This is a genomic window from Erwinia sp. B116 (assembly GCF_002865965.1).
Taxonomy (GTDB): domain Bacteria; phylum Pseudomonadota; class Gammaproteobacteria; order Enterobacterales; family Enterobacteriaceae; genus Erwinia.
Window position 1 is genome coordinate 45,913 of record NZ_JRZZ01000007.1, and the last position, 14,564, is coordinate 60,476.

Below are 14,564 nucleotides of genomic sequence, written 5' to 3' on the forward strand. Positions count from 1 at the left end.
TAAGGCAGGTTGACCGCCGCACACTTGATGGTCATCCAGGCCGAAAGCGCCATGACTTCGTTGAGATCGACGTTAGGGTGATAGCGCACGCCGCCTTTGCCCGGTCCGCGCGACAGGTTGTGCTGCACGCGGAAGCCTTCGAAGTGGCGGATGGTGCCGTCGTCCATCTGCAGCGGGATATCAACGATCAGCGCGCGCTTCGGATGACGCAGGGTGTCGATCCAGCGGGAGAGATCGCCGAGGTAGGGGGCAACGCGGTCGATCTGCTGCAGATAGGTGGACCAGGCCGTTTTACTGCCTTCAGATACGTAGGAGAGCTTTTCCATAACCAACCTTTAATATGTTAGCACCTGCCCCGCGACCGTCCGGACCGGCGGGATGATGCTTAGTTATAACTTCTGGTAACCGTGGATGGCCCAGCGAAATTCACTGGGACAGCGCTAATTTAGCATCAAATAAAAGTTTCAAAGTTATTAAATTATTGTGAATTGCACCTGATTGGTGCAGAAAAGTGACTGCCGTGTGCATAGATACCGCGCTAACCTCGCCAGCCCGATGTGGTAGCCGTTGGCAGGCGTTAATTATGCAGTTAGACTGCATAGATGTAGTTTTTCCTTTATTTTTCAGAATTTTGAATGCGATCAAATTTTGCCAGTTGCGGCACGTAACGCGGTTGCAACCCCCAAAAATTCGCAAAATGACCATTTTGCCAGGAGAAGAGTCTATGACCCTTGACGTCAAAAGTCTTAAGCAGAATTTTCCTCTGCTTGATGCGCTCTGTGCGCTACAACCTGTTAGCTGGTTCAACCCGGACTATGCCACGCTGGCGGCCGGCTACCCGCACGTAGGCCTGACCGCTGCCCAGGTAGCCGATGCAGCCGCGCGGCTGCACCGCTTTGCGCCGTACCTGATGAAGGTCTTCCCGGAGACGCGCGCCAGCCAGGGGATTATTGAGTCAGCGATCTGCCCGCTGACGCAGTTGCAGCCGGTGCTGGAGGCGCACTACCAGCAGCGGCTGGCGGGGCGGCTGTGGCTGAAGAAAGACAGCCATCTGCCGGTCTCCGGTTCGATCAAGGCGCGCGGCGGCATCTATGAGGTGCTGGCGCACGCGGAGCGGCTGGCGATCGCCGCCGGGCTGCTGCAGGAGGGCGACGACTACGCAAAACTGGCCGGTGATGACTTCCGCGCCTTCTTCAGCCAGTACCGCATCGCGGTCGGCTCCACCGGCAACCTCGGCCTGTCGATCGGCATCATCAGCGCGCAGCTCGGCTTTGAGGTAACGGTGCATATGTCGGCAGACGCCCGCGCGTGGAAAAAGCAGACGCTGCGCGACCGTGGCGTCAGGGTGGTGGAGTATCAGCAGGATTACGGCGTGGCAGTGGCGGAAGGGCGGCGTCAGGCCGACGGCGACCCGCGCTGCTTCTTTATTGATGATGAGAACTCGCACAACTTGTTTCTCGGCTACGCGGTGGCCGGCGAACGGCTGAAGCGGCAGTTTACCGAACACAATATCGTGGTGGACGCCGACCACCCGCTGTTTGTCTATCTGCCCTGTGGCGTCGGTGGCGGGCCGGGCGGCGTGGCCTTTGGCCTCAAACTGGCGTTCGGCGACCACGTACACTGCGTGTTTGCCGAACCGACCCATTCGCCCTGCATGCTGCTGGGGGTGCATACCGGCCTGCATGATGAAATCTCCGTGCAGGACCTCGGTATTGACAACCTGACCGCCGCCGACGGTCTGGCGGTCGGCCGTGCCTCCGGCTTTGTCGGCCGCGCGATGCAGCGCCTGCTCAGCGCCTTCTATACGCTGAGCGACGAGGAGATGTATCGCCTGCTGGGTTTGTTACAACGTCACGAAGGGCTGAGCCTGGAGCCTTCGGCGCTGGCCGGGATAGCCGGGCCGTGGCGCATCAGCGCGCAGCCGCAGGAACTGGCCGCGCAGGGCATCAGCGCAGCGCAGTTGTCGCAAGCCACCCACCTGGTGTGGGCGACCGGCGGTGGCATGGTGCCAGCGGAAGAGATGGCGAAATATCAGGCTGCCGCTGAAAAACTGCTGGCAGATTAAGCACTATTTGTACAGAAAGCAGGCTAAGGGCCGCTGTTCGCGCATGTGCGCTTTGCCCTGGCGCGGTGAAAGCGGTATCCTGACGCCTGTATTTAATAAAAAAAGTCTCTATTGAGGTCGACATGATTATTAAACCACGTATCCGTGGCTTCATCTGTGTTACTGCCCATCCGGCAGGTTGTAAAGCTAACGTCAAACAACAGATCGATTACGTCACTGCGCAGGGCCCGGTGGCTTCCGGCCCGAAAAAAGTGCTGGTGATTGGCGCCTCAACCGGTTACGGCCTTGCCGCCCGCATCTCTGCGGCCTTTGGCTGCGACGCCGACACGCTGGGCGTGTTCTTCGAGCGCGCCGGTGAAGAGACCAAACCTGCCACCGCCGGCTGGTACAACTCTGCTGCGTTTGAAGAGTTTGCCACTGAGAAGGGCCTGTACGCTAAAAGCATCAACGGCGACGCCTACTCAGACGCGGTTAAGCAGAAAACCATTGAACTGATTAAGCAGGATCTGGGTCAGGTTGACCTGGTGGTTTACAGCCTGGCCGCGCCGCGCCGTACCCATCCGGTTACCGGTGAAGTGTTTAACTCCACCCTGAAGCCGATCGGTAAACCGCTGGTAACCCGCGGCCTGAACACCGACAAAGAAACCATCACCGAAGTGGCGCTGGAGCCGGCTAACGCCGAAGAGATCGCCGGTACCGTGGCGGTGATGGGCGGCGAAGACTGGCAGATGTGGATCGACGCGCTGCTGGAAGCCGGCGTGCTGGCGGAAGGCGCGAAAACCACCGCCTTCACCTACCTCGGCGAGCAGATCACCCACGACATCTACTGGAACGGCTCGATCGGTGAAGCGAAGAAGGATCTGGACAAGCGCGTGCTGACCATCCGTGACACCCTGGCCGCCCACGGCAACGGCGACGCCCGCGTCTCGGTGCTGAAAGCCGTCGTAACCCAGGCCAGCTCTGCTATCCCGGTGATGCCGCTGTACCTGTCGCTGCTGTTTAAAGTGATGAAAGAGAAGGGCACCCACGAAGGCTGCATCGAGCAGGTTTACGGCCTGTTTAAAGACAGCCTCTACAACGCCTCGCCGATTCTGGATGACGTTGGCCGCCTGCGCGCCGACTACAAAGAGCTGCAGCCGGACGTGCAGGGTGAAGTGTCTCAGCTGTGGCCAACCGTCACCGACGAGAACCTGAACGAGCTGACCGACTTCGCCGGCTACAAGGCCGAGTTCCTGCAGCTGTTCGGCTTTGGCCTGGCGGGCGTCGATTATGACGCAGACGTTAATGCCGACGTGAAGATCAAAAACCTGGTGCAGATGTAATCTGCCCGGCGCTTCAGAGTACGATCAGGGCGACCCATAGCGGTCGCCTTTTTTTTTGTCTTATCGCGCATTGCAGCAACAAAGGGAGTCACCTGAAGCAGATTCGCAGGCGGACGACATCCACGCCGCGCGGTACGTGGCGCTGCCGGGGCTGTTCCGTCCTGGCCACGCACTACAGCCACTGACCTGCCTGTATCATACGATCGTTAAAGCATGCTGCGTTGGTGGCAGGCTGGTCAGTTCAGCCGTCACTGCTGACAGTTCTCCCGGGTATAGAGTAAAAACTCCACCTTCCCATCCTGATACTCATCCGGCTGTGCATCCTGTTCCAGCCTGTTTAGCATCAGCGTTAACGCGCGCTGGGCGTGCTCGCGGGTGTTCTGATCCAGCGTCAGCGCTACCACGTTCTGCGCCAGCAGGCGGCGGGTGGTTGGATAAAGTTCATGGGTGATAAACACCACGTCTGCCAGCCGGTGACGCGCCAGCGCCTCGCCAATATCCGTGTTGCCCAGCCCGGTGTTGTAAATGCCGCGGATTGTCGGACTCTGGTAGAGCTGTGCCTCCAGCTGGCGACCGATCTCACGGCGATCGTCCATCGCCGTCAGCACCTGGTGCAGCCGCAGCTGCGGAAACTGGCTGGTAATCACCGCGCTGAATCCCTCCACTCGCTGACGGTGCGCCAGATAATCCATCCGCCCGCTGATAATCACCACTTCACCCGGCCCGCTGAGCATTTTGCCCATCAGCAACCCCGCGGTGCGCCCGGCCTGTAGCTGGTCAATGCCGACGTGGCACAGCCGGCAGGCGCCCGGCAGATCGGTCGCGAGGGTAATCACCGGCACGCCGCGTTCCCGGCACCGGGCCAGCGCGGCAAGCACCGCCGGGTGTTCATGGGCAAAGATCATCAGGCCGTCGCGCTGCTCACTGGCACGCAGAATTTGCGCGGCCAGCCGCTGCGGATCGCCTTCCGCCACCAGCGTGCGGTGCAGGGTCAGGCTGCGGTAGCCAATCTGGTCGGCCAGCTGGCTGAAGTGTTCACTCAGCTGGCCGAAGAAGAACGCTTCGTTGCTGCTCAGCAGTAGTTCGACCTGCCACGGGTGGCGATGAGCGTCGGGCAGCAGGCGGTTCAGACCGGCCTCACGCGCCGCCGCCAGCACCCGGCGGGTGGTGGCGGGTGAGACGCCGCCGCGTTCGTTGATCACCCGATCCACCGTGGCGATGCCCACGCCAATCTGTTTCGCCAGCGCTTCCAGCGTGATTTTCTTCACTGTTTTCTCCGCATGATGGCTTCCCATCAAAATCCCGATTCAGCCAGTATAGGCACTGGGGTTATCCTGGCAACGATTCGTTAACTTTCACCTGTTTAAAGGCGTCATTCAATGGCACAGAAGCGTAAGTTTGCCCTGCTGGGTACCGGTTTTATTGGTCAGGTTCATGCAAAAAATCTGGCGTCCCATCCCGATATTGAGCTGGTGATGGTTGCCGATTGGGATGCGGCGCGGGCGGCAGAGGTGGCCAGTCTTTATGGCGTGCGTGCCGGTAGCGTGGCGGAGGCGATCAACCATGATGCTATCGACAGCGTACTGATCGCCACTTCCACGCCGTCGCACGCCGAGTTTCTGGCGGCCTCGGCGGCGGCGGGCAAGGCGGTGTACTGCGAAAAGCCGATCGATCTGTCGCTGAGCAAGGCGCGTCGCGTGGTGGATGAAGTCGCACGTTATGACGTGCCGGTGACCGTTGGTTTTAACCGCCGTTTTGATCCGAGCCACAATCAGCTTAAGCAGCATTTAAAACAGGGGACGCTGGGCCGTGCGGAGCTGATTCAGATGGTGTGCCGCGCCTCCGAGCTGCCGCCGCTGAGCTATCTGCAGAGTTCCGGCGGGCAGATGCGCGATCAGGCGATTCACTTTTTCGATCTGCTGCGCTGGCTGACGGAAGAGGAGGTGGAGACGATCGGCGCGCTGGGGTCGGCGCTGGCGATGCCGGAGATCGCCGGGTTTGGTGATGTGGATACGTCGGTGCTGATGATGAAGCTGACCAGCGGGGCGCTGGCGCAGCTGGATAATACCCGCCGCACGGCTTACGGCTATGATGAGCGGATTACGGTGCTGGGCGATAAGGGGATGGCGGATTCGGCGGCGCAGAGTCCGCAGGGGGCGACGCTGTATACCACCGGCGGGATTACCCGTCCGGCGCTGTATGCGGACTGGTTTAACCGGGTGAAGGAGACCTATTATCTGCATCTGGATGCGTTTGTGCGGTCGCTGAACGGCGAGTCGGTGCAGGTGCCGGGGTTGCATGACGGGTTGCAGGCGCAGGCGATTGCGGAGGCGGCGGTGAAGTCGCTGGAGACGGGGCGTTTTTGTTCTGTTGAGCGGATTTAGGGCAAGTCGTCTGGGTGGTTTGGGGCTCGTTGTCTTTGTGATCGAGATACCCCGGGCCTGTCAGCGGGCGACCCTGCGCGGGTTACCCCGCTCCGGGCTCATCCCACTGCCTTCCCGAAAAATGGGCTGTGGTTTTGGCTGGACATTTTTGAGCCTGGGAGCGGGTTTAACAAAGGGCCGGGCGATAAACGTCCGGCTTTTTTCTTCTTAATTCTTCGCAGATACCGCTTTATTGGGGCGTGCATCACTTCTCTTCGTTAAACACCTGACCAATCTGGCGTCGCACTTCGTCGATGGCGTCGAGGGTGGCGATCGAGAGTGACAGCGGGCGGATCGGCGAGTCGGTTTTGCCCTGACCGACGCACCAGGCGAAGTGGACGGCTTCGTGGAACAGCTGGTCGTAGCGGTTGCGCGGTTCGTCCCAGGTGAGGGTTTTGCCGCCCTGGCTGGCGGTGAGGGTGAACGGGCCAGGGGCGTAGAAGCAGCCGTCGGTTTGCAGGGTAGCGTCGCGCCCGGCGATAACGGCGGCGCCCGGGGTGTTGCTGAACAGGGTGGTGTTGAGCACCGAGTGCATGCCGTTATTGTGCGTCAGCAGCATTGAGGTCTGGCCGTTGAGGCCGCCGGCTACCGACTGGCCGGCGGCGTGGATAGTGGTGGGTGCGCCTGCGACTTTAACGCTGAGGCCTATGAGGTAGCTGCCGAGATCCATCATCGGGCCGCCGGCGAGGTCGGCATTGAAGATGCGGTGATCGGGGGTGAAATACTCGCCGTGGTCGGCCAGCAGGGTGTGCAGGTCGCCCAGCGCGCCGTCTTCCAGCAGCTGGCTGATGACGTCATATTTCGGCAGGAAGTCGCACCACATCGCCTCCATACAGAGCAGGCCTTTGGCGCGGCTGAGTTCGGCCAGCGCGCGCGCCTGCTGCCCGTTCAGCGCCAGCGGTTTTTCGATCAGCACGTGTTTACCGGCCTGTAAGGCTTTGAGCGCATCCGGGTAGTGGTGGTTGTGGGGCGTGGCGATGTAAACCGCATCGATATCCTGTTGTGCCAGCAGGTCGTCACTGCTGCCGAAGGCCTGGGCGATGCCCGTTTTGCCGGCAAAGGCGCTGGCGCGTTCATAAGAACGCGAAGCCACGGCCACCAGTTGCTGTGCGGTACTCTCTTTCAGTGATTTGGCAAAACGCTCGGCGATCCAGCCGGGGCCAATAATCCCCCAGCGCAGAGCGGGTACGGCGTGCGGATCCTGGATGCGGGCTTTAGGCAGGTGAGAAGGAAACATGACAGCTCCTGATTATTTCGTAGGGTAATCAACGGGTACGCGCCGTTGCGCGGCGGCGATATTTCACTATAGACAGCGCAGCGGGGGGCGGAAACGGCTTTTATGATGGAAAGCCATCAATGTCGAAACGTCCAAAGCGCTTCTGCCAATGAGGCGGCGGCGGTCGCCGCTGGTGAAAGCATCACGGCCAGACCTGTGCGTATTAAAGAGATTGCGTTAATAGAACCATTAATTATTTTTGATCATATCATGCGGTAATATCACTTTATTCTCTTTTTTATGAACAATCTTCATCGATCCTAAAAAATAAATTTTGTCTTAATAATAACCATTTCATTCAAGCTGTTAACAGTAATAATTGGAAAATTCCTATATAAATCAGATCACATTTTACAATCAGCCCCTTTGATTACGTAAAAAAGGCTGAGATATAGTTACCCCTGTACACATAAGGAAAGTGTGTTTAACGCCCGCTTTCCATGCCCATTTTTACAGGAGTAACTATGAGTAATGCTTATCAAATAATGGACCGTAAAGCCTGTGCCAACCATGACATAACCCATCCGCACAACCTGCCGGTGGGGTTGCCCCCATCGTTAAACCTCTTCACTGCTCTTACCCTGGCTGGCAACAATCGCGAAACGAACCTCAGCCGACTTTTCCGCGAAATGAACGTATGACCATGAAAATTTATCGCCCGTTATGGAGTGAGGGAACGCTGCTGTCTCCACAACAGTTTCAGCAACAGTGCGAATGGGAGTCTTTCCGCAGTGCAGGGGTGTCATCGCTGACATCGCCGTTCCCGTGGGGGACGGAAAACGTCGAGCTGGATGAGGGCCTGCTGTCATCCGGCCTGATCCAGGTACGGCATCTGCGGCTATGGCTACCCGACGGCACGCTGGTCGATACGCTCAGCAGCGATCTGCCCCCTGAACCCCGCGAACCGGGGGCAATGGCCGGGCAGGATGCGCTAACCGTCCTGCTGGCCCTGCCGCTGATGCAGCCGGGAATCACTAACGTAAAGAGAGCAGCATCTGCGGCTGAACGGCCTTTGCGCTACCGCGAAGAGTGGGTCACCGTGGCCGATGCTTTCGGCCCGGAAGAGGAGTCGATGGCGGTAGCCCGCCATGAGCTGGCGTTGCGCTTCGGCCATGAAAACAATGATGAATGGCAGACCTGCCCGGTTGCCCGCCTGATCCGTGACGGACAGACCGGCTGGCGGCAGGATCCGGAATTTATCGCCCCGCTGGCGCTGTTCTCTGCCAGTCCTTCACTGGTTGAGCGGCTGGTGTTACTGAATCGTCAGTTGCGCCCCCGCCGTCAGCGTCTGATGTCGATGCGCCGGGAAAGTAATGAGCGTCTGGCCGACTTCGCCGTGGCGGACGTGTCGCTGTTCTGGCTGCTCAACGCCCTGAACTCCCACGCCAGGATACTGACCGAATACGAGCGTTTCCCGGCGCGCCACCCTGAGCAGGTGTGGGCCGAGCTGGCACGTCTGGCCGGCAGCATGCTGACCTTCTCGCTCGATCACGACCTGGACGCCATACCCGGTTATGACCATGCCGAGCCGGCTAGAACTTTCCCGCCGCTGTTCGAACTGATCGCCGGCCTGCTGGAGGCCAGCCTGCCATCACGGGTGATTGCGCTACCGATGTCGCGGCCTGATCCACAAACCTGGAAAGCCTCGCTGCATGACCTCCGCCTGCGTGAGGAAGCGGATCTGTACCTCTCCGTGCGGTCAGATATTCCGGCATGGCAGATTGCCGAACGCTTCCCTGATATGTGTAAAGCCGGTTCACCGGACGATGTTAACACCATCTACAGCGTGTCGCTGAAGGGGATCCCGCTGATTGCCGTCAGTCGGGTTCCCGCCGCGTTACCGGTGCGTCTTGAGAACCACTATTTCGCGCTGGATATGGCAAGTGCGGCGGCCAGCAGCATGCAGGAACAGGGCGTATGCATGTTCTACGTGCCTTCGCTGCTCGGCGCACTCGAGCTTGAATTATTTGCGGTGATGCGTTCATGAGAACAGATATCGATATCGATCAACTAATGGAAGACACCTGGCTGACGGTGGCGCTATTGCGCCAGGGAGCGGTGATACCAGACGGAAACGCGCTCTACCAGAACTGCTGCCGCCAGGTTGATAACGCCCGCAAGGCGTTACAAAACGCCGGTTACGACGAGGCCAGCATCGGACATATCACCTATGCCCAGTGCGCACTGCTGGACGAAACCGTCATGAGCCGTAAGCCGAAAAATGTCGAGGCGGGGGAGGATGCCGTCCCGGACGAGGGGCAGCGCGCCTGGCGCACGGCCCCTCTGCAGGCGACGTATTTTGGCTCCCTCCATGCCGGAGAAGCTGTCTGGGATCGCATCGCCGACGTGTTGCGTCAGCCCGCCCCCAGTGATGCGGTACTGGTGTGTTATCACCGCATCCTTGCTCTGGGTTTTCAGGGACTTTTCAGCGTAAAAACCGTTAGCCAGACACAGCGTGATGACACGTTCAGCGCCCTGAGCGAACGGGTTCCTGCGCCGAATGCGGGCCTGTCTCTGCTGGTACACCGCCCAGGGAGACGTCGTTACAGTCTGCTGCGCTCCGTCGGGTTCTGGATTGGATTTGCTGTGCTACTTACCGGGCTGGTATGGCTGGGTGGTCATCACTGGCTGCAGACGTTGCTCTCTTCTCAGTTAACGGAGCTGCGACGTTAATGCGTAAATCAGCCGTCATCTCTGGCGTGTTACAGGTTCTGGCAGGCAGTACCGCGCTGCTGTGGCTACTGTGGTATTTCGTTCCGGCCGCGTTGTGGGTCAGCGTGCTGTGCACGCTGGTAATTATTGGGATGGCAGGCCTGCTGCTGTGGTTGTGCTGCCGCCGACCTGCCGCCTCAGAGGGGGATGTGCCGGTCATAGCGCTGTCGCTATCAGATACGCAGGGGCCGATTGTCCTGGTCTGTGGTGATGGTCTCGATGCGTTATTTCCTGACCAGCCAGTACGCCACACCGCGCAGGGCTGCTGGATTAACGTGGGCGACGTCGGCACGCTGACGGATGTTGTCCGCGCCGTCCGGTCACTGCAGCCGCAACGGGTCGGGCAACTCTGTGTGATGTACGCCTGCCTGCCGGACGGCCATCAGGATGAAGGCGTGCTGCGCGCCTCGGTCAAAACCCTGCGTCAGCACATCAGCAGGCTGCACGCCCTGACTGGATTTGACCTGCCGGTGGTGCTGAGCGGCCAGTTTTCCGGACCTGACACGCCGTGGATGCTCGTACGTGGCCGCCAGGCAATGGCTTGCCCGGCAGAGGCGTCGGTGCTTGCCCTTGAGGAGTGGCAGCGGGCGGCTGACAACCTCAGCAGGCTGCCGGTACTGAGCCAGGCATTTGGTTTTATGCGTGAGGTGATCGTCGATGAACTGACCACAGCGGACCGTCTTTGCCCGCCGCTTTATCCCTTTGCGGTGGTGTTGCGTGCAGGTGCCGCGGGGGGAGAAGGCGACTCGCTGTGGTCCCGGCGCCTGTTCGCCCGTACCGGCCTCCGTTTACCCTCTGCGGTTGTTCATCCTGAACATAGTCAACGGTTTGCCGATGCGCTGCTGCCGATACTCACCCCCTTCACGCCACCGGCGCAGGGCGGGCAGGGCGCGCGCAGGACGGTGTGGATCCTGCTGTTCTGTGCGCTGGCCGCTATCGGCTTCTCGCTCAGGAACAACCGCGACCTTATTCAGCGGGTCGGCGTTAACCTGGCACGCTGGCACGCCATCCCGATGGAACACTATGTGCCGAAAGCACGGGCGCTGGCCACCCTTAAGCAGGACGCGCTGCTGCTGGAACGCTGGCAGCGGCAGGGGGAACCCCTGAGCTATGCGCTGGGGCTTTATCCCGGGCAGCGCCTGTGGCTTGCCCTGCAACAGGCGATTGACAGCTGGCTTCCTCCTCCATCCAACGCGCCTTCAACGCCGGTTACGGACGTGCCCCCGAGGGTCGTGCGCCTCGACAGCCTGTCGCTGTTTGACACGGGTAAATCGCTGCTTAAGCCCGGGTCACTGAAGATGCTGGTTAACGCACTGGCGGATATTAAGGCCCGCCCCGGCTGGCTGATTGTGGTAGCCGGGCACACCGACAGCACCGGCAACGCGCAGGCCAACCAGCAGCTGTCGCTCAGGCGTGCCGAAGCGCTTCGCGACTGGATGTTAACAACCAGTGACGTCCCGCCAGGCTGCTTTGCCGTACAGGGCTACGGGGCCACGCGCCCGATCGCAACCAACGATACCCCGGACGGGCGCGCGCTCAACCGCCGGGTCGAAATCAGCCTGGTGCCGCAGGCGGATGCCTGTCAGGCCCCAGCAACGCCACCCGCATCAGTATCCGAACGCGGGATCGCACCACACAAGGAGAAGTAACTGGTGGCAATTTCCGTCCGTGCACCGTGCAGGTGACGCGTAATACAGCCCTCAACAGGCGGTTCGCCGCCTGCCGTTTTGTTTGCTGAGCCGCCGGCGGCCGGCGGTTCAGCAAACATAACAATCTGCCTGTCTTTTGACCTGATGCGCTCGGGTTTACAGCGATGGGCGGTAGCGTGCCTGAACCTGATTCGCAACGGAGAAGAGAACACGATATGGAACCCCAAACCGCCCTGACCGCCGTCGGCATCCTGCTGAACCAGTCCCGCTACCGCATGGACGTACACGGCTGCCCGCACTTTCTTGACGTGCTGAACTTCCGCGCGGAAGAGGCCCTGAGCGAGGTCTGGCTTTACCGCGTCGTCGTTACCTGTAGCGCGCCGGATATCGACTGCGCCACGCTGCTGAACAAACCGGCGTCATTCACCTTTCAGGTGCCGGCGTTTACCGGCGCACCGGCCACCCCGCTGCGCACGGTGTACGGCGTGGTGCAGTCGTTCTGCCGCCTCTCCACCTCGCCCGACGAGTCCTGCTACGCCCTGCGCCTGGTGCCGCGCATCGCGCTGCTGGCGCACACCAGGAGCAGCGAAATTTACCTTAACCGGTCGGTCACCGATGTGGTGGACGAGGTGTTGCGCAGGCACGGGCTGGCGGGGGCGGACGTTGAATTTCGCCTGTCGCGCGACTACCCGACGCGCGAGCTGATTACCCAGTGGCGGGAGACGGACCTGACGTTCGTGCAGCGCCTGCTGGCGGAGGTGGGCATCTTCTGGCGTTTTGAGATGGACGAACGCCTTGAACAGGAGGTGGTGATTTTCCAGGACGCGCAGGCGCACTATCAGTTCGGCGTCACCCTGCCGCTGCGCAACCCGGCGGGGTCGGGGATGAGCGACGCCGGGCAGGAGAGCGTCTGGGACATCCGCACCGCGTCCCGGGTGGTGAGCGGCGGCGTGGCGACCCGCGACTATAACTACCGCGAAGCGCTGGCCCCGCAGGACAGCCGCGAGAGCCTCCGCAGCGCGGACGGCATCACCACCGGTGAGGTTTACCACTACGCGGAGCCGTTCGCGTCCGCGGGCGACCCCGACGACCCGGAAAGCGGGGCCTTTTACGCCCGCCTGCGCCATGAGCGCATCCTTAACGGCCAGCACCGCGTCAGCGGGCGCTCCACCAGCCCGCGGCTTGCCCCCGGCCAGGTGCTGGAAACCGACCGTGGCCTGCCCGCCGTCGCCCGTGACGGCATCGTCATCACCCGGGTGCGCAGCAGCGGTTCGCGCAACAGCAGCTTTGCGCAGTGCTTTGACGGCATCCCCTACGGCGAACGGGTCTGCTACCGCCCGGCGCGGCTTAGCCGCCCGCTGATTGCCGGCGCGCTGCCCGCGCGGGTGGAAAGCAGCGGGAAGGGCGATATTTATGCCTGGCTGGACGACCAGGGGCGCTACCGCGTCAGGCTGGACGTTGACCGCAACGGCACGGAGCAGGGCTATGCGTACCTGTGGCTGCGGCTGGCGAAACCTTACGCGGGGGACACGTACGGCTGGCACGCCCCGCTGACGGACGGCACCGACGTGGCGGTTGCGTTCGACGGCGGCGACCCGGACCGGCCGTACATTGCTTATGCCCGGCACGATTCGGCGCACCCGGACCCGGTCACCCGCGACAACCACACGCGCAATATCTGGCGTACGCCGGCGAACAACGAGCTGCGCATGGAGGATTTACGCCAGAAAGAGCATATCCATCTCACCACCGAGTACGGCAAAACCCAGCTCGGCATGGGGCACCTGGTCGACGGGGAGAACGCGCGGCGCGGCGCCGGTTTTGAGCTGCGCACCGATGAGTACGGCGCGGTGCGCGCGGCTAAGGGGCTGTTCCTGACGGCGGAGCCGCAGCCGAAGGCGCAGGGCGAGGTGCTGGAGATGGCGCCGGCGGTTGGGCGGATAAAGCAGGCCAACGCGCAGATGGAGGCGCTGAACGGCGCGGCGAAGGCGGCCGGGGCGCTGGCGTCGGACATCCGCACCCAGCTGAGCCTGGTGAACGAGCGCATCGAAGAGCTGCGCTCGGCGGTGCTGCTGGGCAGCGCGCCACGTGGCGTGGCGCTGACCTCGGGCGAGCACCTGCAGCTGGCCAGCGTGCGCAACACGATGGTCAACGCCGGGCGGCACCTGGACGTCGGCGCAATGAAAAACCTTTCCGTGACGGTGGAAAAGGCGCTGGGGCTTTTCGTCCATAAGGCCGGCGCGAAGCTGGTCGCGAACCAGGGCGACGTTGAGATACAGGCGCAGCACAACGCCATGGCGCTGTTCGCAAAGCAGCAGGTCACGATTACCAGCAACGACGGCGAAATCATCATCAGCACGCCGGAGACCCTGACGCTGAACGGCGGTGGCTCGTACCTGAGGCTGAGTGAGAACGGTATTGAGCACGGCTCACGGGGGGAGTTTATCGTTAAGGCGTCGGAATACCTGGTGACGGGAAAGGGGGCGAGCCAGCAGCCCGGGAGCGGAGAGTTCAGCAGGGGTGACGTCAGGGTCGCAAGGAAAAAACCCGCCAAACATGGCAGCAACTGACAGGGAGAGACAACATGCCGGCAAAACTTATCAAAATCAGTCACCCCGTGCCGTCGAACAAAAACGGCCATCCGTTTCCCTCGGCAGAGCAACTGCTTTCCGTGCTGAACGGCGAAAACTCCGGGCTGTACCTGGTGGGCAGCGAGGGGATGTGGCACGGCGGCATTCACATTACCGATGCCACCGTGCCCTGGTGCGCGCTGAGCAGCGGCACGGCGGCGGAGCAGAAATACCTGGCGCACCGCGCACCTTATCCCGGTGAGCAGCCCGTCCGCTGCATGGCGGAGGGGAAAATCGTGGCGTGGCGCGTGTGCAAAGACTACGACGGCGCGTCCATCCCCTGGCGCAAAGAAAAGCTGTCTGTCTCCACGTCATTTGTGCTGGTGGAGCACTATGTTCAGCCGGCCGATGAGGCGGGCAGCGGGCTGACGTTCCACACCCTGTATATGAACATGGCCCCGTATGAGGCGTACGTTTCAGAACGGCGGGTGAAGGAACGAAAGCTTGCTGATACTCAGCGCTACTACGCCAGCGCGGAGGACGTGTG

General features: G+C 61.3%; 12 protein-coding genes and 1 pseudogene. 10 read left to right on the top strand and 3 right to left on the bottom strand.

Features of this window, described 5'->3' with window-relative positions:
- Positions 1-326, bottom strand: a 326-nt coding sequence (locus tag NV64_RS23945; protein ID WP_304529216.1) for a Glu/Leu/Phe/Val dehydrogenase dimerization domain-containing protein, incomplete at its 3' end; no start/stop codon positions are given.
- Positions 327-724: 398 nt separating this feature from the next.
- On the opposite strand from NV64_RS23945, the gene NV64_RS07400 reads away from it, so the two are divergent.
- Both NV64_RS07400 and fabV read left to right on the top strand, forming a co-directional pair.
- Complete coding sequence (locus NV64_RS07400; protein ID WP_101505636.1) at positions 725-2,065, top strand: D-serine ammonia-lyase; 1,341 nt, start codon at positions 725-727, stop codon at positions 2,063-2,065.
- 122 nt (positions 2,066-2,187) lie between these two features.
- Positions 2,188-3,387 carry an enoyl-ACP reductase FabV gene (gene fabV, locus NV64_RS07405; protein WP_056241437.1) on the top strand — a complete coding sequence of 400 codons (1,200 nt, stop codon included), beginning with the start codon at positions 2,188-2,190 and terminating at the stop codon, positions 3,385-3,387.
- Between the two features lie 248 nt (positions 3,388-3,635).
- On the opposite strand, the gene NV64_RS07410 is transcribed toward fabV, so the two are convergent.
- The gene (locus tag NV64_RS07410) at positions 3,636-4,655 is read right to left on the bottom strand and encodes a LacI family DNA-binding transcriptional regulator (protein WP_056241433.1); all 1,020 of its coding nucleotides are present in this window, start codon (positions 4,653-4,655) and stop codon (positions 3,636-3,638) included.
- Positions 4,656-4,766: 111 nt separating this feature from the next.
- On the opposite strand from NV64_RS07410, the gene NV64_RS07415 reads away from it, so the two are divergent.
- Positions 4,767-5,771: a Gfo/Idh/MocA family oxidoreductase gene (locus NV64_RS07415; RefSeq protein WP_101505637.1), complete on the top strand. Its 1,005-nt coding sequence runs from the start codon at positions 4,767-4,769 to the stop codon at positions 5,769-5,771.
- A 244-nt stretch (positions 5,772-6,015) separates the two neighbouring features.
- On the opposite strand, the gene NV64_RS07420 is transcribed toward NV64_RS07415, so the two are convergent.
- Positions 6,016-7,047: a Gfo/Idh/MocA family protein gene (locus tag NV64_RS07420; RefSeq protein ID WP_056241427.1), complete on the bottom strand. Its 1,032-nt coding sequence runs from the start codon at positions 7,045-7,047 to the stop codon at positions 6,016-6,018.
- A 102-nt stretch (positions 7,048-7,149) separates the two neighbouring features.
- On the opposite strand from NV64_RS07420, the gene NV64_RS23380 reads away from it, so the two are divergent.
- From NV64_RS23380 to NV64_RS23390, 7 genes and pseudogenes are all read left to right on the top strand, one after another.
- Positions 7,150-7,305 carry a hypothetical protein gene (locus NV64_RS23380; protein ID WP_158239881.1) on the top strand — a complete coding sequence of 52 codons (156 nt, stop codon included), beginning with the start codon at positions 7,150-7,152 and terminating at the stop codon, positions 7,303-7,305.
- A 245-nt stretch (positions 7,306-7,550) separates the two neighbouring features.
- Positions 7,551-7,727 (top strand): hypothetical protein, encoded by a 177-nt coding sequence (locus NV64_RS23385; protein WP_158239882.1) that lies wholly within the window; start codon positions 7,551-7,553, stop codon positions 7,725-7,727.
- Positions 7,728-7,729: 2 nt separating this feature from the next.
- On the top strand, positions 7,730-9,073 hold the full coding sequence (gene tssK / locus NV64_RS07425) for a type VI secretion system baseplate subunit TssK (RefSeq protein ID WP_101505638.1): 1,344 nt from the start codon (positions 7,730-7,732) through the stop codon (positions 9,071-9,073).
- Complete coding sequence (tssL, locus tag NV64_RS07430; RefSeq protein WP_056241422.1) at positions 9,070-9,759, top strand: type VI secretion system protein TssL, short form; 690 nt, start codon at positions 9,070-9,072, stop codon at positions 9,757-9,759. The genes tssK and tssL overlap by 4 nt, the downstream gene beginning before the upstream one ends.
- A complete protein-coding gene (locus NV64_RS07435; RefSeq protein WP_101505639.1) occupies positions 9,759-11,447 on the top strand; it encodes an OmpA family protein in 1,689 nt (562 codons plus the stop codon). Before tssL ends, NV64_RS07435 begins: the two co-directional genes overlap by 1 nt.
- 215 nt (positions 11,448-11,662) lie before the next feature.
- Positions 11,663-14,017 carry a type VI secretion system Vgr family protein gene (locus NV64_RS07440; RefSeq protein WP_101505640.1) on the top strand — a complete coding sequence of 785 codons (2,355 nt, stop codon included), beginning with the start codon at positions 11,663-11,665 and terminating at the stop codon, positions 14,015-14,017.
- Between the two features lie 14 nt (positions 14,018-14,031).
- A pseudogene (locus NV64_RS23390) lies at positions 14,032-14,564 on the top strand (hypothetical protein); the annotation flags it as partial.